A 20,861-nucleotide genomic window follows, 5' to 3' on the forward strand; every position below is an offset into this window, starting at 1 on the left:
GCCCCGGTGGATCATCCAGGGGCGTGGCGTCCCGGTGCGGCTCGAAGCGCTTCGCCGCTCACGGCCTCCGGGACGACCCTCGCCTGCGCGTCCGGCGTGCGCTCCCCAGCACCCAGGCGGCCCAGAGCAGGCCTCCCGCGACCGCCGCGGAGTCCCCCGGGCCCGCGCCGCAGCCGCCCACCGCCGCGGGCGTGCCCGGCGCCACCTGCCCGTCCGGAGCTGGCGCCTCCACCAGCCCCGGAGCCGGATCCGGGGTCGGAGCCGGAGCCGGAGCCGGCGGGCCCATTCTCGGCGCGGAGGGGTTGTTCGCGGTCAGCTCCTGATAGCGCTGGATGAGCCGCAGCCTCGCGGCATCGAACGCGGCGCCGTCGTCCGGGACCTGCCACGCGGTGGGGATCAGCTCCCGCGCCACCTGGTGCGCGAAGTCCGGGTCGCCCGCGTCGCTCACCGCCTTGAGCCACTCGTAGTCCTGCATGCCCTGGCGGATGAGCTTCAGGCGCAGCGACGCCACCGGCACGTTTGTCCGCCCGCCAATGACTGACGGAGTTCCCGGGTAGAACAGCGTCCCGTCTCCATTGCCATTGAAGTGGTACTGGTCCGTCCACGCCGTGTGGAGCATGCCCGCGGTTTCGTAATACAGCTCACCCTTCCCGCCGTGCAGGAAGGTCAGCCACTCCATCGCGCGCGCCTTCGCCGCCGAGCGGTCCACCATGTACGACGGCCAGCCCGCCCCCGGCAGGTTCTCCGGCATGCTGGTCCCCGGCGCGCAGCCGTGGCTCATGCAACTCTGATACGTCCACATCTGCGTCCCGGGACGCGAGAGGAACTCCGTGTACGTCGCGCCCTGGTCCCCCACGAAGCCGGGCTCCGTGCCGTCCAGGTGGTTCACCAGCGGCACCACGACGTCCACCAGGGGGGACAGGCTGTTGTTCTTCAGCTGGAGGGAGTTCGTCGTCAGCAGGGTGCGAAGGCCCGGCGCGACCCGCCGCACCAGCTCTCCCGCGGCGTGCACCTCCTCGAACGTCGAACCGTAGGGCGGCTCGTCGCCAAGCTGGACGAAGCCCTGGTCCAGCCAGCCGCGCTGCCGCAGGTGCTCGGTGAAGTCCTGCAGGTCCTCGGCGACGAGCGGGCCTTCGTATTCCAGGCTCGTCATCCGCGCGCCGGACAGCAGCGTGGGCGCGGTGCCATCCATGTAGGGACCCCAGGTCGCGTCGAAGTCCCCCCACGGCGGAGGCCAGGGCGTGCGCAGGAAGATGCTGGGCAGCGTGATGCGGTGCTCCAGCGCCAGCTGCTGGTAGCGCGTGAGCAGGGGTTGCAGCTCGTCGGAGGAACAGTCGTCCCGGCCCATGTGCGCGCGGCACAGCTGCACCGGCGACAGCAGGAACGCGGTGGACAGCGAGGACGTGCCCGGCATCACCGCGTCCACCACCGTCAGCCTCGCCGTCACCTGCCGCTGGAAGCCTCCGTCCGCCTCCACCGTCACCGTGCCCACGTAGTCGCCGGGCGGCGCGTCCTGCGGCACGTGCACGTCCACCCAGAGGGCGCGAGCCTCGTTCGCGGGCACGTCGAAGGGAAAGGCATTGCGCGTCTCCCGGGCGACCTCGTCCGTGTCAGGCACCAGCCCGTCCGGCCATCGCCCCGTCGCCTGCCCCTGCACGGACGCCTGCCGCACCGTGAGGTAGGTCTGCCGGTACAGCGTCACGTCCGGCGCCGTGATCACCCCTGGCCCTTCCAGCGCGGGCAGGCGGGCGCGCACGCCCCGCAGGCCGACTTCAGCGCCGTGCAGTGCCACCTGGAAGGAGGCGAACTCGTTGCGCGCGGCGGTGAGCCGCACCTCGGTGTTGCTCCCGGGGACGGTGTCGTCGGGACGGACCTTCACCATCGCCCCCTCGCCCCACACCGCGGGGCCGGCCGCGAACACCGGCAAGGCCATGGACAATGACAACAACAACCCCAGGCCGCACTGTCGAATACCCAGCATGGGAAATGAATGGGCACGGACAGTGAACAGCTCCACCCGTCCCGGTTGATCAATTACCCAGGCCCACCAGCCCCCAGCGGCTTGTCTGGTGAAGGATGGCGCCATGCCCCAACGGGAGGGGCGGGCTGCATGAGCCCGCCGGCGGCCCGCACCCACGCCTGGCGCCAACGGCCCATCACCGCGACAGCGGAGGATTGAAGTCCTCCCGTACGGGGATGCTTGCCGCGTGCAACGAATGGGGTTGGCTGAGGGGATGACCGTCTGGGCTTGGGCACGCCGGTAGTAGGGTGCGCCGCTCGAATGACGGCGCGAAGCCTGGGGAGAGCTCCGGTGGCTGGCAGTGAATGGCGGGTGCGGGTCCTGGGGCTGGCGCGGCTGTGCGGCCCCGACGGTCAACAGGTGCGGTTGGAGCGGCGCACCGCGGCGCTGCTGGCGTGGCTGTCATTGCAGGGCCCCTCGCCCAAGTTCCCACTCGCGGCCCTGCTGTGGCCGGATTCGCCGCCCACGACGGTGCGCAGCAACCTGCGGCAGCTGCTGCGCCGCCTGCGGCTGGCCACGGGGGACGAGGCCCTGGTGGAAGGCGACACCGAACGGCTGGCCTTGGTCTCGCCTTCGGCCGTGGACGCCGCGTGCCTCAAGGCCGCCGCCGGAGCCCGCGCCCCCGCGGAGGCGCTGGAGGCCGTCGGGGCCGAAGGCAGCACGCTGCTGGCGGGCTTCGACTTCGACGACTGCCCGGAGCTGGCGCGCTGGCTGGACGGCGCCCGCGCGGGCGTCGACGGCTGGGTGCGTGAGGCGCGCGAGGCCCGCATCGCCTGGCTCACCGCCTCGGGGGATTGGACCGCCGCGCTGGGGCTCGCGCAGGCGTGGGCGCGGCAGGAGCCCGAATCCGAGCAGGCGGGCCGCCACCTCATCCGCCTGCACTACCTCCAGGGCGACCGGGGCGCCGCGCTCGCGGCCTTCGAACACCTGCGCGGCGTGCTGGACCGGGAGCTGGGCGTCACCCCCATGCCGGAGACGCTCGCGCTGGTGCGGGAGGTGGAGAGGGCCACGCCTCGCCCTCCCTCCCCGCCGGGCACGCGCTCCGCGTTGCCGCTGTCCGTGCTGCGCCCGCCAGTGCTCGTGGGCCGGGAGGCCGCGTGGCGGCAGCTGGAGGCCGGCTGGGAGGCGGGCCAGCTGCTGTTCATCTCCGGCGAGCCCGGCAGCGGCAAGACGCGGCTCGCGGAGGAGTTCGCGGCCACGCAGGGCCGCTGGGGACGCATCGAGGCGCGGGCAGGGGACCGGGACGTGCCGTTCGCCTCCCAGGCGCGCGCCTTCCGCACGCAGCTGCGGCGCTGGCCGGACGTGAAGCTGCCGGACTGGGTCCGCACGGAGCTGTCGCGCATCCTCCCGGAGCTGGGAGAGCCGCGGCTGCTGCCGCCCCTGTCCTCCGAGGCCGGCATGCTGCGCTTCTACGACGCCATCGTCGCGGCGCTCCACCTGCTCCACGAACACGAGGACATCAGCGTCGCGGACGACGTGCAGTACTGGGACACGGCCAGCGCCAGGGCCTTCACCTTCGCGTTCTCCCGGCTGGCGGACGCCGCCCCCCGGGGCGCCCGGAGCCTTCGCTTCATCGACTGCTACCGCCGGGGAGAGCTGTCGCCCGACGCGCGGATGCACGTGACAGGGCTCGTCGAGGCGGGTCTGGCGCGCATCGTGGAAGTGGACGCGCTGACGGACGAGGACGTGAGGCGCATGGTGGCGGGCATGGGGCTGGGGGGCGCGGAGGCGCACGTGGAGGCCCTGGCCCGCTACACGGGCGGCAACCCGCTGTACGTGGTGGAGACCCTGAAGCACCTGCTGGAGACGGACTCGCTGCAGCGGGAATGGCCCCAGCGGCTGCCGCCCCCGGGACGCGTGGGCCCCCTCATCCAGCGGCGGCTGGAGCGGCTGTCACCGCTGGCGCTCCAGTGCGCGCGGCTGGCGGCGCTGGCGGGGGCCTTCTTCCGGACCTCGCTCGTGCCCGGGGTGCTCCAGGTGAAGCCGGCGGACGCGCACGAGGCGCTCGCGGAGCTGGAGGCCGCCCAGGTCCTGATGGGCGAGCGCTTCAGCCACGACCTGGTGATGGAGGCGGTGCGGGCCGGGATGGGGCCCGGCGAGGACCGCGTGCTGCACGCCCGGCTCGCCACGGTGCTGGAGGAGGACGGCGCCCCCTCCATCCTCCTGGCGCACCACTGGCTGGAGGCCGGGTGGACCGAGCGCGCGCTGCCGCACCTGCTGACGTCCGCGCGCTCCGACGAACAGGTGCTGCCGCCCGAGCTGGCGGCGGAGCACTACGCGCGGGCCGCGGCCCTGATGCAGTCCCTGGGACAGCACGAGGACGCCGTGCGGGCGCGGGCCGCGGAGGCCCGGTGCCGGCTCCAGTCCGCGTCGGCGGGAGTCCTCACCCCTGGGCCATCAGGAGGCCCAGACGCTCGCGGTAGCCCCGGCTGAGCTTCAGCGTGGTGCGGTCGCGCAGGATGACCTGGTACTCGCCATGGAGCAGCGGGCGCAGCTCCTGGACCCGCTGGAGGTTGACGAGCGTGGAGCGGTGGATGCGGACGAAGCGCTCTGGATCCAACCGGGCCTCCAGCTCCCGCAGCGGCTGACGCAGCAGGTGGCCGCGCCCGCCCACGTGCACCTGGACGTAGTTGTCCTCCGCCGCCATCCAGTCCACGTCGTCCACGGAGAGCAGCGTCACCCGGCCCACCTCGCGGATGGCCAGCCGGTCCAGGTAGCGCGGCGCACGGGACGGCTCCGGGCGCGCCTTCACCAGGCCCGCGAGCTGGAGGACGAGGTGCTGGATGCGCTCCCGGCGCACGTGCTCCTTCGCGCGGCCCAGCACCTGGACGAAGCGCTGTGGCACCAGGGGCTTGAGGAGGTAGTCCAGCGCGCCGGCCTCGAAGGCGCGCAGCGCGTGCTCCTCCCGCGCGTCCATGAAGACCACGGCCTGGGCGCAGCCGCTCCCCGCTTCGTGGAGCACCTGGAAGCCGTCCATGTCCGCCAGGGCCGCATCCAGGAAGAGGATGTCCACGGGCTCGCGCCGCAGGGCCTCCACGGCGGCGCCTCCCGTGGCGTGGACCGCCGTGACGCGCACGTCGGCATCGGCCTCCAGGAGCGGCCACACGTGCCGCTGGGCCTCGGACTCACCGTCCACCACTCCTACGCGGATGGGCATCGACTCGAACAACGCTTCTTGAAAGACCATCCTCTTCCTCCCTGGCTCCAATGCCAGCTCACCCCCGGTCCGGGCCGTTTCGTGTCATGCAGGGAGCGCGTGACGGCGGCGTGACGGCTGTCTGGACCCAGGGCCGCCAGGGGCATGGGTGGCGGATTACCCAGACATCCCGCGCCCCATCGTTCCCGCGTGCAATGGGGTGGGTGCGGCGCGTGGGCTATGACGGCGCCATGTCCAAAGCCCTGGTTGTCTCCTTGTTCGCGCTGCTCTCGTTGGTTGGCTGTACCCACCAGGTGCGGCCGAGCCCCGCGCCCATGTCCACCGCGGGGAAGCCGCTGGCGCTGCGCGCGCGCTACTTCATCTCCCCCGAGCAGAAGGCGCGCATCGACTCGGACAGCTACTTCGTCCTGGGCGCCGGGCACACCTGGAACATCACCATTGGCGAAGCGCTCACGCGCAGCTTCCCGCAGATGATGGGCACCGTCTTCCAGTCCGTGCAGGAGGCTTCCAGCCCCGACGACCTGGGTGACGCGGACGTGCTCATCGTCCCGGAGATCCAGTACTTCGACGTCAACGGCGGCGGCTTCGTGTCGCAGCTGAAGCTGACGGTGCGCTCCCGGGGGAGCCAGGACGCCGTCCAGGTGAGTGACTTGATCGAAGGGGAGTCCCAGAAGAGCAAGGCGGCCACCGCGTGGATGGGCGGGGCGCTCGCGGGAGAGGAGGCCCTGCGCCAGTCCGCGGAGTTCGCCTTCGAGGACGTGATGCCCAAGGTCGCCACCCGCCTGCGGGAGGTCTTCGCCAAGACGCAGGCGAAGGCGTCCGCGGGCGTGCTCTGACGGCCGTCACGGCAGGGCAGGGCCCCGGCGCTCAGGCGCAGTAGTACGTCGGGGCCAGCTCCAGCACGCGCTGCTCCGCGACGGGGGAGAGCGCGCGCAGGCGGGAGAGGAAGAGGGGCGCCTTCATCCCCATTCCAATGAAGCCCCAGACGTACGAACGCTCCTGGGACTCGGACAGCTGCTGGCGTTCCGCGGGCGTGAAGGTGCGCCCCACCGCCTTCTCCAGCGTCTGGAGGTCCAACGCGAGCTGGGCGTTCAGCGTCCCCCGCAGCGCCTGGAGCAGCTCCGCGTACTCGGTCAGGGCCGCGTCCAGGGTGTCGGGCGCCCTGGCGAGGATCTTCTGGGCCTCCAGGAAGTCCAGCCGCGTGTGCTGCGCCTCCTCCAGCCAGTGGTGCTTGAGCAGGTCGCAGAACAGCGGATCCAACGTCTCGTCCTGGTTCCCGCGCACCGTCTCCAGGTAGTGCTGCTGCGTCATCAGCTCCATGTGGAGGTTGAAGATGAGCACTCCCAGGTTCGACTTCGCCATGATGGCCCGGGCCACCTCCACCTGGTTGTCGAGCAGGGCCGGGGCGACCTTGAACCCCTTCGCGAACGCGTCGGTGAAGCGCGCGAAGAGCTGCTGGTGCTTCAGCTCCTCCTCCGTGAAGCGCAGCAGCGCGCGCATGTGCGTGGCGTTCCCGTGCAGCTCCAGGCCGGCGCGCTGGGCGGCCAGCGCGACGGCGTACTCCTCCAGGAACAGGAACAGGTGGGCGTAGCTGTTGGAGCGGATGTGATTCAACATCAGCCGCTCCTCCGCGCTCAGGAAGGGAATGGCCTCCGTGCCTGTCAGCGCATCCGAGAGGAACCGGCGGCTGAAGTCGAGCACGGTGTCCTTGGGCAACAGCTCATCCAGACGCCAGGACACCCGTTCGGAACTCTGGATACAGGACTGGTACTCCGGCGTTTGATTGAGCATTCATCAATCAAACAGAGGTTTCCGGCTGCCAGTCAATGCCGGGAGCGCGTGCCGCAGGTCGAGCAATCAAAGGCACAGCTGTCGTAGGTCTTGCCCGTGCCGCACGACTCGGTGACCTGGCAGACGCCATCCCCGCAGCTGTAGATGTCCTGGGGACGCAGCTGGGTGGTGATGGGCTGATAGGAGACGCCGTTGATGGCACAGCGCTCCCAGAAGGAGTGCGTCGCATCGCGGGTGCAGACGCTCGCGCACGTGCCCACGTGCTGGAGCGGGGCGCACCCCGTGTCCTCACCGGTCCCCTTGGCGGAGAGCGCGCAGCCCCGGGTGGTGCTCTCATCCTTCTTCAGGGTCCGGTCGCTGCCGACGTAGATGCCCTCGCCGGTGAACAGGTTGCCGAAGAAGCAGGCCTCCTTCTCCGGGTAGTCCGCGGCCTCGCTGGACGTCACCGGGATGGCGGCCCCCGTGGAGTCGCGGCCCCGGACCGAGATGGGGACGGAGACGCCCAGCTTGTTGACGTGCGCCGCGAGGCACGCGGAGAGCCGTTGCTGCTCCGCCACGGTGGCGGCGGCGCCCTGCGCCCAGGCGGTGGCCAGCCCCAGGCGGCCCGGCCAGGTATAGGTGACGCCCGTGGTGGGGTTGGTCCAGACGCGCGTCTGGCCGGCGGGCAGGGCGCACGCGACGACGTACTTCATCACCATGTCGGAGTAGCTGACGGACGCGTTGCCATTGAACCAGGCCGTGAATGAGGTCGCCGCCAGCCCGTTGGTGGAGAGCCCATTCGTGGACAGGCCATTCGTGGACAGCCCATTGGTGGACAAGCCATTCGTGGAGAGCCCATTGGTGGACAGGCCGTTGGCCACGATGACCTCTTGTGGGAGTTCGCCCCATTCCGGGGGCGTCGACGCGTCCGGTTCGCTCCCGGCGCAACCCGCCGCGCCCAGAAGCAGCCCCAGGCATACGCACGCCACGGCACGGCCCATGCTCGACGTCTGTGTCTTCATGTGAATCCCCCCCACAGGGAATTGCGACGACTGCGAAGCCTAACGAGCGTGGCTCCCGCAAGCCTTTACCCTGACGTGAGGGGTTGAACCGACCTGGACAGGTCTATCCGGCCAGGAGCGCAAAACCCGCAACAAGCCAACACATGGCCAGGCGTCACTTCAACGCTAACGCGGTGCGTATTGAGCGCCCCGGCGGGAGCGTGACGTGGGGGCCGGAACAAGCACGCTGCCTTGCGACGAGCGCCTTCACGTCAAGCTCCTGCTGGAACCTCATGGGACGGCCCCTCTGTGGGGGCTACTCGAGCAGCTCTCCGCGCTCCGCCTTCGCGACGAGCGACGCGGGCGGCAGGAAGTGCTTCCCGTAGCGCTCCGCGAGCTGGCGCGCGCGGGTGACGAAGCCGCGCGGCCCCGTGCCGGACGGGCCCTCGTAGCCGTTGATGTACTGCACGACGCCGCCGGTCCAGGGCGGGAAGCCGATGCCCAGGATGGAGCCCACGTTCGCGTCCGCGACCGAGCGCAGGACGCCCTCGTCGAAGCAGCGCACCGTGTCGATGGCCTCCGCGAAGAGCATCCGCTCCTTCATGTCCTCGAAGGGGATGGTGTGGCCCGGCTTCGTGTAGTGCTTCGTGAGCCCTTCCCAGAGGCCCGTGCGCTTGCCGTCCGCGTAGTCGTAGAACCCGCCGCCCGTGGAGCGGCCCTTGCGCCCGTGCTGCTCAACCATCGCGTCCATCACCGCGTAGCTGCCGTGTTCCTGCCACGGCTGGCCCGCGGCCTCCACGGCCGCCTTCGTCTCCTGGCGGATCTTCCGGGGCAGCGTCAGCGTGAGCTCGTCCACCAGCTGGAGCGGGGCGGCGGGGTAGCCCGCCTGGAGGCCCGCCTGCTCGATGGACGCGGGCGCGATGCCCTCGCCCACCATGGCGATGGCCTCGTTGAGGAAGGTGCCAATCACGCGGCTGGTGAAGAAGCCCCGACTGTCATTGACGACGATGGGCGTCTTGCCAATCTGCACCGCGATGTCGATGGCCTTCGCCAGCGTCGCGTCGCTCGTCTGCTTGCCGGCGATGAGCTCCAGCAGCGGCATCTTGTCCACGGGGGAGAAGAAGTGCATGCCCACGAAGTCCGGCGGCCGGGACACGCCCTCCGCGAGCAGGGTGATGGGCAGGGTGGAGGTGTTGGACCCCAGCACCGCGTCCTGCGCCACCACGCCCTGAATCTCCTGGAAGACCTTGTGCTTGAGCTTCACGTCCTCGAAGACGGCCTCGATGACCAGGTCGCAGCCCGCGAGCGCGGCCGGGTCCTCCGCGGGGGTGATGCGCGCGAGGAGCGCGTCGCCCTTCTCCTTCGTGGTGGAGCCCTTGGCGACGGCCTTCTCCACCAGCTTGACGGAGTAGCCCTTGCCCTTCTCCGCGGCCGCGAGGCTCACGTCCTTGAGCACCACGTCGATGCCGGCCTTGGCGCACACGTAGGCGATGCCCGCGCCCATCATCCCGGCGCCCAGCACGCCCACCTTCTTCGCGGTGTGCTGCGGGTAGCCCTTGGGGCGGCCGCCGCCGGAGTTGATGTGCTGCATGTCGAAGAAGAACGCCTGCATCATGTTCTTCGCGACCTGGCCGACGACCAGCTCCGTGAAGTAGCGCGACTCGATGGTGAACGCCGTGTCCACGTCCACCTGCGTGCTCTCCACCGCCACCGCCATGATGGCGCGCGGCGCGGGCATGTTCGCGCCCTTGAGCTGCTTGCGCAGGTTGGCGGGGAACGCGGGCAGGTTGGCCGCGAACGCCGGGTGGGACGGCGTGCCGCCGGGAATCTTGTAGCCCTTCTGGTCCCACGGCTGCTGCGCCGTCGGGTTCGCCTTCACCCACGCCTTCGCCGCGGGCAGGAGCGCGTCCACGGACGGCACCACCTCATGCACCAGCCCCAGGTCCTTCGCCTCCTGGGGACGGTAGCGCTGGCCCTGGAGCAGCACCTTCATCAGGGCGTCGGTGATGCCCAGCATGCGCACGGTGCGCACCACGCCGCCGCCACCGGGCAGCAGGCCCAGCGTCACCTCCGGCAGGCCCACCTGCGCGCCCTTCACGTCCGCGATGATGCGGCGGTGGCAGGCGAGGGCGATCTCCAGCCCGCCGCCCAGCGCCGCGCCGTTGATGGCCGCGACCACGGGCTTGCCCAGCGTCTCCAGCGTGCGCAGCTGCGCCTTGATCTCCTGGCCCAGCTCGAAGACCTGCTTCGCCTCGTCCTTCTTCACGCGGCGCAGGTCGTTCAGGTCGCCGCCCGCGAAGAAGGTCTTCTTCGCGGAGGTGATGATGACGCCGGTGACGGTGGCCTTCTCCTTCACCAGCCGGTCCACGGCCGCGCGCATGGACTTCACGTACGCGGCGTTCATCGTGTTGGCGGACTGGGAGGGGTCGTCCAGCGTCAAGACGACGATGCCGTCCGCGTCCTGTTCCCAGCGCAGGGTGTTCTGTTCGCTCATGGCTTTGCTCGGAGGTCTTTGAAAGGAGGGGGAGGGTTCAGACGCGCTCGACGAGGGTGGCCACGCCCATGCCGCCGCCGACGCACAGGGTGACGACCGCGCGGCGCGCCTTGCGCCGCTCCAGCTCGTCCACCACGGTTCCAAGGATCATGGCGCCGGTGGCGCCCAGCGGGTGGCCCATGGCGATGGCGCCGCCGTTGACGTTGAGCTTCTCGTCCGGGATGCCCAGGTCCTTCTGGTACTTGAGGACCACGGAGGCGAAGGCCTCGTTGAGCTCGAAGAGGTCGATGTCCTTCACCGACAGGCCCGCGATGTCCAGCAGCTTGCGGGTGGCCGGCAGCGGCCCCGTCAGCATGATGGTGGGCTCCGCGCCGGAGGTGGCCACGGCGGCGATGCGCGCGCGCGGCGTGAGGCCCAGCTTCCGACCCACCTGCTCGGAGCCCACCAGCACCAGCGCCGCGCCGTCCACGATGCCGGAGGAGTTGCCCGGCGTGTGCACATGGTTGATGCGCTCCACCGCGTGGTACTTCTGGAGCGCCACCGCGTCGAAGCCGCCCATCTCGCCCATGGTCGTGAAGGACGCGTTGAGCTGGCCCAGCGAGGCGACGGTGGAGTCCGGGCGCATGTGCTCGTCGCGGTCCAGGACGACCAGGCCGTTCTGGTCCACGACGGGGACGACGGACTTCTGGAAGTAGCCGTGGGCCCAGGCCTTCGCGGCCAGCTCCTGGGAGCGCACCGCGTAGCGGTCCACGTCCTCGCGGGTGAAGCCCTCCATGGTGGCGATGAGGTCCGCGGAGATGCCCTGAGGCACGAAGTAGGTGTCGTAGTTGGTGGCGGGGTCCATGGCCCACGCGCCGCCGTCGGAGCCCATGGGGACGCGGGACATGCTCTCCACGCCGCCCGCGATGACCAGGTGCTCCCAGCCGGAGCGCACCTGCTGCGCGGCCAGGTTCACCGCCGTCAGGCCGGAGGCGCAGAAGCGGTTGAGCTGCACGCCGCCCGTCGTCTCCTGCAGGCCGGCCGCCAGCACCAGCGTGCGGGCGATGTCCGCGCCCTGGTCGCCCACGGGGGACACGACGCCCAGCACCACGTCGTCGATGTACTTCGGGTCCAGGGTCGGGTGGCGCTGCTTGAGCGCGTCCACCAGACCGACGAGCAGCGACACGGGCTTGGTGCCGTGCAGGGCGCCCTTCTTGCCCTTGCCGCGAGGGGTACGGACCGCGTCGAAGATGAATGCTTCCTGGCTCACGGGGAGCCTCCTTGTGAGAAGGGGAGGACGCTACAGGGACCGGGCGTCGGGTTCCTTCATATCGCCGTCCCCGCCGGACCGCTGGAGGCACCGGTCCACTCCGAGACAAGCCGGGTCGGACACCCAGTGCTTCGCCAGGGCCGCCGGATTCCAGCCGCCCGGGAGTGGGCTCACGGCTGCGGGTTGGACGCTTCCGCGTACAGCACGAACCCATCCACGGGCATGGGAGCATGCGGGACGAGCGTCTCCACGAGGAAGCGGTTGTCGCAGTGCCTGGCGTTCGGTCCGCCAAACACAGTCTTGATGGCCGGCTCCGCGCACTGGATGAAGGCCACGTTGAGCCATGTCCCCATGCGGGATGAGCCTGCCATTCGAGGCGATGACGGTCCACGCTCGCATCGCGCCCCCTCCGACCGGATGAGGTAAAGGACGGACCATGCCGAAGAAGAAGGCGTCCCCGTCTCCCGCACGCGACCTGCCGTTCGAAATCCTCACCTGGTCCCAGGTTCGCGACGAGGTGAAGGCCCCTGGCAATCGCGAGGATGACACGGACCGCGTGCTCGTCCTCACCGGGAATGTCGTCATGCCCTACGACCTGGGGCTGGACTTCCGCCAGGGAATCTTCGCGCAGGACGACGAGGATGAGCCTCCGTTCACCGGTCTCATCGTGCGAGGCGACCTCACCGTCGAGGGCTGCGTGCTCAACTGGGAGAACGACTTCGGGCCGTTCCTCCAGGTGCACGGCAACCTCGTCGCGAAGCGCATCGCCATCGGTGGTGCTCGGCTCCATGTCGCCGGCGACTTGACGACTGAAGACCTGGTGGCGGTCTACAACCACGGCAGCGTCTCCGTGGGCGGCAACCTCAAGGCCCGCACGATTGCCTCGCATTACGCCTTCAATGTCGCGGGCTCCGTCGACGCGCACCGCTACCTGGGCCAGGACGCGAAGGTGTTCGCGGTGGCCGGCGGGGTGGAGGACACGCGCAATCTCTACGAAGCGAAGGGCGTCTTCGTCCCGGCGGTGGAGAGGGACGGCCGCGTCTCGCTGGAGAAGGCGCGGGCCCTGCTGGCGGCGGGCAAGCCCATCGCCCGAGACGTGTTCACCAGCGTCCGGGAGGCGTTCCGCCAGTTCGTCGCGAAGAAGCTCGCGGAGCCCGACAAGGTCAAGAGCCTGACGCTGGAGAACAAAGGGCTCACGTCCCTGCCGGAGGAGCTCTTCCTGTTCCGCAAGCTGGAGAAGCTCAACCTCCGCCACAACAGCCTCCGCACGCTTCCAGAGGAGCTGGGACAGCTCACGGAGCTTCGCGAGCTGGACCTGCGGGGCAATGGCCTGTTGGCACTGCCCGAGTCCATTGGCGAGCTCAAGAAGCTGCGGGTCCTGGACCTGGAGTCCAACTGCCTCTGGCGGCTGGCAGAATCGCTCGCCGGATGCGTCGAGCTGCGGCGGGTGAATCTGGTCAACAACCCCCATGCCTACGTCCAGCGGGCCTTCGGGATCTGGCGGCAGGTAAGGCTCATGTTCGACTTCCCGGAGGTCCTCACGCGGCTGCCGAAGCTGGAGGTGCTCACCTTCGAGGGAACGCCGCTGCGCACGCTGCCGACGCGGCGCTTCGACAGCACGGCCTTGAGCAAGGCCACGGTCCTCAGGTCGCTGGTGACGCACGTGGATCCGGAGCTGCACGCCCAGCTCCAGGTGGACGTGGGGCATGCCGAGGAGAACGCGGCGGCCTATATCGGGTACTGGTTCCGTCCGGAGGCCGTGCCCCAGGACTCCTTCTACGACGCGAAGACGGACCGGTATGACTTCGCGGAGGTCCTCGCGCTGCTGGCGCTGCTCCTGCGCATCAACCTCCCTACGGCGGCGCCCCATGACGCGGCGCTGGAGAAGTTCCGGGCGCAGAGCCAGCACCTTGCCTGGCACCTGGACTGGAACGGCGAAAAGCCCCGGCACGTCCACGCGCTCTTCAGGGCGCTGCGCGACGCGCTGGGACCGCTGGGCGAGCCGTATCCCGGCAACGCGCTCATCGCGGGGTTGCGTGACATCTTCGCGGCCCACGCCGGCTGAGCTGGGCGCGGGACTGCGGTGCGGGGCCTACTGGCAGAACCAGCCGTTCTGCACCCAGCCCCACTTGTTCACGTGGCCATAGGCGAAGCCGTAGGCCCACTCGCCGCTGGGCGAGTACTTCGTCACCTCCATCGTCTGCCTCGCGTACAGCGTGCCGATGAAGATGCCCGCGGGCGCGTCGCGGACGTACAGGTCCTGCGCGCACACCGTCAGCCGCGAACTGGCCCACGCCGGCTTCACCTGGAAGGCCTGCCACGCGCCCACCGCGCAAAGCGCGACCAGGGCCGCGCGCACGAGCTTCGTCTGGAGCGTCGTCATTTCCGTCCTCGTTCCGGGCATGGATTCAGAAGCAGCCCGCGATGGGGTTGTTGGGGCCCACGCACCGGGTCATGCAGGAGCGCAGCAGGTAGCCCCAGTCATCCGGGCCGTAGTCCAGGATGACGGCCCACGACGCCGTGCCCGCGTCCTGCCGGATGCCGACCTTGTCGCCGTAGCCGAGCACGCGGATCGGATCCCTCGGCCCCGACGTCGTCGAGTAGTTGCCGTACATCGTCGCGCTCTGACAGGTGACGATGGCGTGGTCCGTGTAGACCTGCTGCGTGACGCTGCCACGGCCCTCGTCCGGGGAGCGCTCCTCCGGCGCTTCCGGTCCACAGCCGGGCACGACAGCCAGCAGCCCTGAAACTCCCAACACGACGGCGCTTCGCTTGAGGTTCATGCCAGAGCTGTATGGCCTCCTGGGAAAGCCGTCAATACGTGGCTGTCACGTTCCTGTCTGGACTGATGACTTGAGACATCAGGTGATGAATCGCGTCATCGGGCCACGCGCCGCGTCGCGGGGGGCTCGTGCTGCAAGTGACTGATTTCATGGAAGGGCTCCGGGGCCTGGGGGCTGGCATGTGCCGTGCTCTTGGGTCCCGGCATGTCCATCTCCTCCCTGAACCGCGCGTCCGTCTCCCAGCCCCTCTCGAGCCCCGCCGCCGCTCCGGCGCAGGGCGTGGCGGGCACCCAGGCGCAGCAGCCCCGCAACGACCTGCGGCGCATGTTCATGACGGACTCCTTCGAGCAGGGGCCGGGCCGGGTGGGCGGTGCCTCCGGTGACTTCGAGAAGCAGCTGGCGCAGGTGATGGGCCAGCTCTCGCAGTTGGTGAAGGCGATGGAGGTGCCGTCCCTGGGTGACCTGGGCGATGACGCGCAGGTCGCCGCTCCCATGGTCGGCGGTGCGGAGGGCGCGGCCCCTACCGCGAGCGCGGCGGCTCCGGCGCACCCCACGTACAACAGCGACGCGGGCCCCGGCTTCGGCCCTCCGTCCGCCGGCTCCACCGAGCCCGCGCCCGCGAACGCGCCGTGGCTGGCCAAGAACAACGTCGGGTCGCCCTACAACAGCAACATGCAGCTCATCGACCCGGGCCAGAAGGACCAGTTCAAGTACACGAACACGTTCACCAACAAGACGAACGCGCCGCAGACCATCACCCTCTGGAACAAGACGGGTGAGAACGGCAACCCGAACGACGGGCAGAACTTCGACAAGAGCACGCCGAAGACGTTCACGCTCCAGCCCGGCCAGTCGCAGGTGGTGGCGTTCGACAGCAACAGCAGCGTGGCGTGGGCCGCGTCGAAGGACGGCTCGGCGAAGCCCGGCGCGAACTCCGGTCAGACCTGGGGCGAGGCCACGTTCGCGAACTCCGGCACCGGCTGGAGCGGCTTCGACACCAGCCAGATTGCCCCCGCGGGCCACAACGGCAGGATGTCCATCACCAACGAGGCGACCGGCAAGACCGTGACGGAGGCCAACGCCTGGCAGACGGAGAAGGACGACCCCGCCCTCCATGACGTCGGCGTCCCCGCCGGTCCGCTGAACCTGAGCACCGTGCTCAGCTGAGCCTCAGTGGGCCGGGGGTGAGTCCAGGCCGAGCGCCGCCTTGCACATCTTCGTGTACAGGTCCCGGAAGAGGTTGTCCGGGTCCGTGCGCTGCTTCACGGCCTGGTACGTGTCCTTGTTCCAGAGGCTCCAGAACGTCGCCTCGTCGTAGTAGTTGTATGAGATGAGCGTCTTGGTGCCGTTGACGCGCTGGAGCTCGTCCTCCAGCTCCTTGTAGATGTTGCGGCCCGGCGGCTGCGGCATGCCGTACACGGCGAGGTCCAGGAACAGCGGGTCCTTCATGCCGGACCACCACTGGGGCGTCAGCCATTCGTAGTCGCGCGTCCGCCGGAAGGGCACGCACCAGACGGGGTAGTGCTTCATCTCGCGGTGGTACCAGTCCATGAACTCGGCCGTGCGCGAGAAGGGGACGAACACGTCCACGATGACCGGCGGGTCCTTCTTCGGCAGCAGCTGCGTGAAGCGATTGGCGGTCCTCAGCACGCTGTCGGAGTGGATGAGCTTCCCGAAGAGCGCTCGCGCCAGAAGGTTCTTCGGTTTGACGTGCGTGACGCCGCGGTTGTAGCGGAAGAGATAGTCGTACGTCGGGAGGTAGTCCTCGGCGCGGCGCGGGATGCTCTCGCAGTACGCGGTGAGCCAGTCGTAGCGGTGCACGTACGGCGCCTTGTCCACGAAGTGGCCCACGCACAGCACGTGCTTCGTGGGGGAGAAGATCTGCCCGTCCAGGTAGTCCGCTCCCTGATTCTGGAAGTGGTGCCAGATGCCCTGCTGGAAGGACTCCAGGGACGTGTGCGTCTCGTTCGTCACCCGCACGTAGGGCGCGCAGCGCACGAGCTTGAAGCGCAGCTTGGACAGGATGCCCAGCGTCCCGAACGAGCCGTGCATCATCTCGAAGAGGAGCGGATCCTCGTGGGGGGAGCAGCGCAGCACCTCGCCCTTCGCGGTGATGACCTCGTACTCCAGACAGGTGTCGTGGAAGCCGCCCTGGCGGAAGGACATGGACTCGATGGAGCACCCCGCGATGGCGCCCCCGAGCGTGATGGTCTTGTGCTCCGGCACGATGTACGGAATGAGCCCGTGGGGCAGCGTCGCGCGCACCACCTCGTCGAAGGTGACGGCGGGCTCCGCCGTGCAGGTCATCCCCACCGTGTCGATGTCGAGGATCTGATCCAGGTCGCTCAGGTCCACCTTCTCATCGCGGCGTCGCGAGTCGAACCGCTTGGGGACGCTGTGGGGCGGGGACTTCTTCTTGAAGGACGCGGGCCCCTTTCCCTTCCGCTGCCGCAGCTGCCGGGCGATGGCCTCCACCTTCGCTTCGTGAAGGGCTGCTGCTCGTGAAGGGACCTCCACTCGGGGCCCCCCTGTGACCGACTCCGTGAGCATCCGTCTCCTCCGTTGAGGGAAGGTGCGGAATGTTCCGCCGAGGGGTGAGTCCTCTGCGGTCGGAGCGGGGCCCGCCTGGGCGTCTGCCCCACTGCCGTGCCCGGCCGTCGCAACAAATTTAAGGCATTTACGAGAATTCCGTTCTTTTTGGCTCGGCTTGCTCGTGCAGGTCGCTTCCTGAACGGACCCCTCCTGATGCCTTCGTTTCCTCCCTTGAAATCCTTGCCCCTGCTGCTGGCGGTGGCGTGCGGCGACGTACCTTCGTCCGATGCGGACGCCCTCTCCACCGTGGACAGCGCCCTGGAGGCGCCGGTGACGGTGTCGTTCCAGGAGCAGGTCTCGCCGTCGGCCGCGTACACCGGCGCGTCGGACACCACGCTGTCGGAGAACAGCCCCACCCTCAACCTGGGAACGGACGGGTTGATCCGCCTGGACCGTGACTACCCCACGGGTTCCGGAAAGACGTCGAATGGCCTGCTGCGCTTCGACGTGAGCGCCATCCCCGCGAACGCGACGGTGCAGGCCGTCCGGTTGACCTTCAACGTGCGCAACTCCACCACGGGAGAGGGGTACTTCGTCTACGCCGCGGGCCGTGCGTGGACGGAAGGGCAGGCCACCTGGACGCTCGCGGCCACCGGCTCACCGTGGAGCGGCGCGGGCGCGAGCGGCTCGGCGGACCGGGGCTCCACCTCCTTCGCCACGCTGCTGCCGGGGGCCACGGGCAGCTACGGCGTGGACCTCAACGCGGCGGGCATCTCCGCCGTGCAGGGCTGGGTCGCGAACGCGGGCACGAACCAGGGCTTCGTGCTGGACGCGCCCACCAACCTGGACGGGCTGGAGCTGGACTCGTCGGAGGCCGCGACGCTCGCGAACCGCCCGAAGCTGACCGTGACCTACGCGCTGCCGGACGGCCAGGGCCCGGCGGGCAACCCGGGCCTCTCCGGCCTGGACAACACGGGCGCGACGATCCCGGACACGAACTACGCCATCCCCACGGGCGCCATCTTCCTCGCGACGAACGGCAATGACAGCAACGCGGGCACGCAGGCGGCCCCGGTGGCCACGCTCAACCGCGCCGTCGCGCTGGTGCCTTCCGCTGGGACCATCGTCGTGCGCGGTGGCACGTACCGCGACTGGCTCAACAACGGCGCGGGCAACTACCGGGTCGCGACGAAGCCCATGACGATCCAGGCCTACCCTCACGAACAGGTCTGGTTCGACGGCACGGACGTCAAGCCCGCCTCGGCGTGGACCGCGGACGGCGCGGGCCACTGGTTCATGGACTGGAGCACGCCCAGCTTCTGCAACGGCGGCTACTACCAGTACAAGTACGACGCCCAGCCGACGACGAACACCGGACCGTGCAGCCACTTCGACATGTATGGCGACCCGGCGAACCCCGCCGCGGGCGACCCGCAGATGGTCTTCATCGACGGGGCCTACGTGCACGAGGTGAAGACGCTCGCGGAGGCCACCCCGGGCAACTTCTTCTATGACTGGACGAACCGCCGCCTCTACATCGCGACGAACCCCACGGGCCACACGGTGGAGGTCGCCGCGCGCCCCGTGGCCCTGGTGCTGGGCTCCACCGGCTACGCGCTGAAGGGCCTGGGCTTCCGGCGGTACGCGACGAACGAGTACAGCGGCACCACGAGCGCGGCCGTGTACATCGGCGCGACGAACTCGCTGGTGGAGAACTGCGTCTTCACGCGGATGGCGGCGGGCTCGCTGAGCATCAAGCCCCAGGGCGGCGTGGTGCGCCGCTCCGTCTTCGCGAACAACGGCTTCACCGCCGTGGGCTCCAACGGCTCCACCAACTCCGGCACGGTCGTCGCGGACGGGCTGCTGCTGGAGGAGAACGTCGTCAATGCGAACAACACGGAGCGCTTCGGCACCAACTGCTCGCGCTCGTGCGCGCAGGCGGGCGTGAAGATTGCCCACATGAACGGCTTCACGGTGCGCAACAACGTCTTCGAGAACAACCTGGGCGGCGCGGGCTTCTGGTGTGACGAGGACTGCCGCGGCGGCGTCATCGTCAACAACATCTCCCGCAACAACAAGATCGGCATCTTCTACGAGGTATCGGACACGGGGATCATCGCGTCCAACCTCATCTACGACAACACATACGCGGGCATCCAGACGTGCTCGGCGAACACGAAGATCTACAACAACACCCTCGTGGACAACGCCGCCATCGACCTGTGGGTTTACGACGACTCCCGCAACGAACAGGACAAGCGCGGCTCGGACATCGGGCCGGACACGGTGAACGTGCAGGTGGTGAACAACCTCCTGTCCGGCGGGAACATCACCACCTTCAAGGCCTCGCGCTCGGACAACAACTTCACCAACACCGGGCCGAACACGTTCTTCTCGGCCATGGACTACAACAGCTACTACCGCTCCGGCGGCACCGGGAAGTCGCTGATCAACTGGGTGGACACGGGCGGCGTGAACTACACGTCGCTGGCCGCGATGCGCGCGGCCCACGGCTGGGAGGCCCACGGTCACGACCTGGCGTCGGGTGGGGATCCGTTCTTCGTGAACCAGTCCCTGCGCAACTACGCCGTGCGCACCTCCAGCCCCGCGTACCTCAGCGGCAGCCCGCTGCCCGCGGACGTGGCGCAGGTGCTGGGCGTGCCCGCCGGCACGGTGACGAGCCGGGGCGCGCTGAACTGGCCCGGCAAGTAGCGGCCTCTGGAAGGTGAGGGGCCCGGAACCCAGGCGCGGTTCCGGGCCTCGTTCGCATCCGCTCAGGTGGCTTCGAGCCGCTGCCGCAGCTCCGTGGTGGACAGCTCCGGCGTGCCGTCCCGGCCCATCAGCGTCTGGCCATCCGCGGAGTAGAGCGCCGGACGGCGGTACAGCGTGCGCAGGGCGCGCAGGTGGGGATAGACGATGGAGGACTGGGGGCTGATTTCCCGCAGGTGCTTGCGCAGGAGCGGGGCGTACTTCGGGCTCTGCGCCGGGAAGATGTGGTGCTCCTGGTGGTAGCTGAAGTTGAAGTGCAGCCAGTTCATCACCGGGTGCGTCTCCACGCTGGCGGTGTTCACGAACGGGTTGTCCGTCTCCTCGGACGCGGGCTGCATCCAGTGGTTGGTGGCGATGTAGATCATCAGCGTGACGTTCCCGATGAGCAGCGGGAGCACCAGCGCGTAGAACGCGGCCCGGGGCCCCAGCACCCACCCGAGCGCCACCCACCCCGCGGTGACGAGCAGCGTGAGCACGCGCTCCCGGACGCGGTGCATGTGCACGTGCTGGAACCCGGGCAGCCGGCAGTGGTGCCAGAGGAAGGCCTGGCCCTGCGCGGTGAAGAAGACGCTGAAGCTGATGAAGCTCAGCCAGTGCCCGGAGCCGGGGGACATGGCGTGGAACAGCTTCGCGAAAGCCTGGGTGTGCCAGTCCGTCCTGCGCGGCAGGATGTCCGGGTCGCGCACGTGGACGTTGGCGGCGCTGTGGTGGGCCTGGACGTGCCAGGCCCTCCAGTTGCCCGGCGTCACCAGGAAGGGCGCGAAGCCCACCCAGCCCAGCAGGCTCTCCAGCCTGCGGCTGTGGAACACCGAGTGGTGCAGGGCCTCATGCGCGGCGAGCCCCACGGCGGTGACGAGCTGGCCCAGGACGAACGCGATGAGGAGGCACGCCCAGTGGGGCAGCGTCCAGGTGCCGAGCACCCAGATGAGCGCGGCCTCCACCGGCACGAGGCAGAGCGCCACGATGCCGCGCAGGGGTTGTCGTTCGAAGGCCTCCGGTGGCAGCACGCGGCGCAGCTCCGAGCGGAGCCGCTTGGCTTCATCCGGGGGAAGGGGGAGGGAAGGGGAGGAGTCGTTCATGGCGGGT

General features: G+C 69.5%; 16 protein-coding genes. 5 read left to right on the plus strand and 11 right to left on the minus strand.

Annotated features, from left to right (window positions below; all coding sequences use genetic code 11):
- Positions 1 to 58 precede the first annotated feature (58 nt).
- The gene (locus tag AABA78_RS19320) at positions 59 to 1,981 is read right to left on the minus strand and encodes a DUF4091 domain-containing protein (RefSeq protein ID WP_338264535.1); all 1,923 of its coding nucleotides are present in this window, start codon (positions 1,979 to 1,981) and stop codon (positions 59 to 61) included.
- A 330-nt stretch (positions 1,982 to 2,311) separates the two neighbouring features.
- Here AABA78_RS19320 and AABA78_RS19325 point away from each other — a divergent pair, with 330 nt between their 5' ends.
- Positions 2,312 to 4,453 (plus strand): ATP-binding protein, encoded by a 2,142-nt coding sequence (locus tag AABA78_RS19325; RefSeq protein ID WP_338264536.1) that lies wholly within the window; start codon positions 2,312 to 2,314, stop codon positions 4,451 to 4,453.
- Here the strand turns inward: AABA78_RS19325 and AABA78_RS19330 are convergent.
- Positions 4,404 to 5,207, minus strand: a complete 804-nt coding sequence (locus tag AABA78_RS19330) for a LytR/AlgR family response regulator transcription factor (protein WP_338264538.1) — start codon at positions 5,205 to 5,207, stop codon at positions 4,404 to 4,406. The genes AABA78_RS19325 and AABA78_RS19330 overlap by 50 nt on opposite strands.
- A 200-nt stretch (positions 5,208 to 5,407) precedes the next feature.
- Between AABA78_RS19330 and AABA78_RS19335 the strand changes: the two genes are divergently transcribed.
- On the plus strand, positions 5,408 to 6,013 hold the full coding sequence (locus AABA78_RS19335) for a hypothetical protein (RefSeq protein WP_338264540.1): 606 nt from the start codon (positions 5,408 to 5,410) through the stop codon (positions 6,011 to 6,013).
- A 31-nt stretch (positions 6,014 to 6,044) separates the two neighbouring features.
- Here the strand turns inward: AABA78_RS19335 and AABA78_RS19340 are convergent, their stop codons facing one another.
- The 5 genes from AABA78_RS19340 to AABA78_RS19360 all read right to left on the minus strand — a co-directional run bounded on the left by AABA78_RS19340 (position 6,045) and on the right by AABA78_RS19360 (position 12,044).
- Complete coding sequence (locus AABA78_RS19340) at positions 6,045 to 6,968, minus strand: diiron oxygenase (protein WP_338264543.1); 924 nt, start codon at positions 6,966 to 6,968, stop codon at positions 6,045 to 6,047.
- Positions 6,969 to 7,000: 32 nt separating this feature from the next.
- Entirely contained in the window at positions 7,001 to 7,969 is a 969-nt protein-coding gene (locus tag AABA78_RS19345; RefSeq protein ID WP_338264545.1) for a hypothetical protein, read from the minus strand.
- Between the two features lie 295 nt (positions 7,970 to 8,264).
- The gene (locus AABA78_RS19350) at positions 8,265 to 10,442 is read right to left on the minus strand and encodes a 3-hydroxyacyl-CoA dehydrogenase NAD-binding domain-containing protein (protein ID WP_338264547.1); all 2,178 of its coding nucleotides are present in this window, start codon (positions 10,440 to 10,442) and stop codon (positions 8,265 to 8,267) included.
- A gap of 37 nt (positions 10,443 to 10,479) precedes the next feature.
- Positions 10,480 to 11,691, minus strand: coding sequence for an acetyl-CoA C-acetyltransferase (locus AABA78_RS19355; protein WP_338264549.1), 1,212 nt, complete (start codon positions 11,689 to 11,691; stop codon positions 10,480 to 10,482).
- 170 nt (positions 11,692 to 11,861) lie between these two features.
- The gene (locus AABA78_RS19360; RefSeq protein ID WP_338264550.1) at positions 11,862 to 12,044 is read right to left on the minus strand and encodes a hypothetical protein; all 183 of its coding nucleotides are present in this window, start codon (positions 12,042 to 12,044) and stop codon (positions 11,862 to 11,864) included.
- A gap of 83 nt (positions 12,045 to 12,127) precedes the next feature.
- Between AABA78_RS19360 and AABA78_RS19365 the strand changes: the two genes are divergently transcribed.
- Positions 12,128 to 13,756, plus strand: coding sequence for a leucine-rich repeat domain-containing protein (locus tag AABA78_RS19365; RefSeq protein ID WP_338264552.1), 1,629 nt, complete (start codon positions 12,128 to 12,130; stop codon positions 13,754 to 13,756).
- A 27-nt stretch (positions 13,757 to 13,783) separates the two neighbouring features.
- Here the strand turns inward: AABA78_RS19365 and AABA78_RS19370 are convergent, their stop codons facing one another.
- Positions 13,784 to 14,074: a hypothetical protein gene (locus tag AABA78_RS19370; protein ID WP_338264554.1), complete on the minus strand. Its 291-nt coding sequence runs from the start codon at positions 14,072 to 14,074 to the stop codon at positions 13,784 to 13,786.
- Positions 14,075 to 14,099: 25 nt separating this feature from the next.
- Positions 14,100 to 14,474, minus strand: coding sequence for a hypothetical protein (locus tag AABA78_RS19375; RefSeq protein ID WP_338264556.1), 375 nt, complete (start codon positions 14,472 to 14,474; stop codon positions 14,100 to 14,102).
- A 204-nt stretch (positions 14,475 to 14,678) separates the two neighbouring features.
- Between AABA78_RS19375 and AABA78_RS19380 the strand changes: the two genes are divergently transcribed.
- Positions 14,679 to 15,641, plus strand: a complete 963-nt coding sequence (locus tag AABA78_RS19380) for a hypothetical protein (RefSeq protein ID WP_338264558.1) — start codon at positions 14,679 to 14,681, stop codon at positions 15,639 to 15,641.
- Positions 15,642 to 15,644: 3 nt separating this feature from the next.
- Here the strand turns inward: AABA78_RS19380 and AABA78_RS19385 are convergent, their stop codons facing one another.
- Positions 15,645 to 16,991: an FAD-binding protein gene (locus AABA78_RS19385; protein ID WP_338264559.1), complete on the minus strand. Its 1,347-nt coding sequence runs from the start codon at positions 16,989 to 16,991 to the stop codon at positions 15,645 to 15,647.
- Between the two features lie 246 nt (positions 16,992 to 17,237).
- On the opposite strand from AABA78_RS19385, the gene AABA78_RS19390 reads away from it, so the two are divergent.
- Positions 17,238 to 19,718, plus strand: a complete 2,481-nt coding sequence (locus AABA78_RS19390; RefSeq protein WP_338264561.1) for a DNRLRE domain-containing protein — start codon at positions 17,238 to 17,240, stop codon at positions 19,716 to 19,718.
- A gap of 62 nt (positions 19,719 to 19,780) precedes the next feature.
- Here the strand turns inward: AABA78_RS19390 and AABA78_RS19395 are convergent, their stop codons facing one another.
- On the minus strand, positions 19,781 to 20,854 hold the full coding sequence (locus tag AABA78_RS19395; RefSeq protein ID WP_338264563.1) for a fatty acid desaturase family protein: 1,074 nt from the start codon (positions 20,852 to 20,854) through the stop codon (positions 19,781 to 19,783).
- Positions 20,855 to 20,861: the final 7 nt, after the last annotated feature.

It is taken from the genome of Corallococcus caeni (assembly GCF_036245865.1).
Taxonomy (GTDB): domain Bacteria; phylum Myxococcota; class Myxococcia; order Myxococcales; family Myxococcaceae; genus Corallococcus; species Corallococcus caeni.

What these genes read in the sequence shown, in the direction of transcription:
- AABA78_RS19395 (WP_338264563.1), bottom strand. Translation starts at nt 20,854, where the DNA reads ATGAACGACTCCTCCCCTTCCCTCCCCCTTCCCCCGGATGAAGCCAAG.
- AABA78_RS19375 (WP_338264556.1), bottom strand. Translation starts at nt 14,474, where the DNA reads ATGAACCTCAAGCGAAGCGCCGTCGTGTTGGGAGTTTCAGGGCTGCTG.
- AABA78_RS19365 (WP_338264552.1), top strand. Translation starts at nt 12,128, where the DNA reads ATGCCGAAGAAGAAGGCGTCCCCGTCTCCCGCACGCGACCTGCCGTTC.
- AABA78_RS19330 (WP_338264538.1), bottom strand. Translation starts at nt 5,207, where the DNA reads ATGGTCTTTCAAGAAGCGTTGTTCGAGTCGATGCCCATCCGCGTAGGA.
- AABA78_RS19340 (WP_338264543.1), bottom strand. Translation starts at nt 6,968, where the DNA reads ATGCTCAATCAAACGCCGGAGTACCAGTCCTGTATCCAGAGTTCCGAA.
- AABA78_RS19350 (WP_338264547.1), bottom strand. Translation starts at nt 10,442, where the DNA reads ATGAGCGAACAGAACACCCTGCGCTGGGAACAGGACGCGGACGGCATC.
- AABA78_RS19380 (WP_338264558.1), top strand. Translation starts at nt 14,679, where the DNA reads ATGTCCATCTCCTCCCTGAACCGCGCGTCCGTCTCCCAGCCCCTCTCG.
- AABA78_RS19370 (WP_338264554.1), bottom strand. Translation starts at nt 14,074, where the DNA reads ATGACGACGCTCCAGACGAAGCTCGTGCGCGCGGCCCTGGTCGCGCTT.
- AABA78_RS19335 (WP_338264540.1), top strand. Translation starts at nt 5,408, where the DNA reads ATGTCCAAAGCCCTGGTTGTCTCCTTGTTCGCGCTGCTCTCGTTGGTT.
- AABA78_RS19360 (WP_338264550.1), bottom strand. Translation starts at nt 12,044, where the DNA reads ATGGGGACATGGCTCAACGTGGCCTTCATCCAGTGCGCGGAGCCGGCC.
- AABA78_RS19345 (WP_338264545.1), bottom strand. Translation starts at nt 7,969, where the DNA reads ATGAAGACACAGACGTCGAGCATGGGCCGTGCCGTGGCGTGCGTATGC.
- AABA78_RS19320 (WP_338264535.1), bottom strand. Translation starts at nt 1,981, where the DNA reads ATGCTGGGTATTCGACAGTGCGGCCTGGGGTTGTTGTTGTCATTGTCC.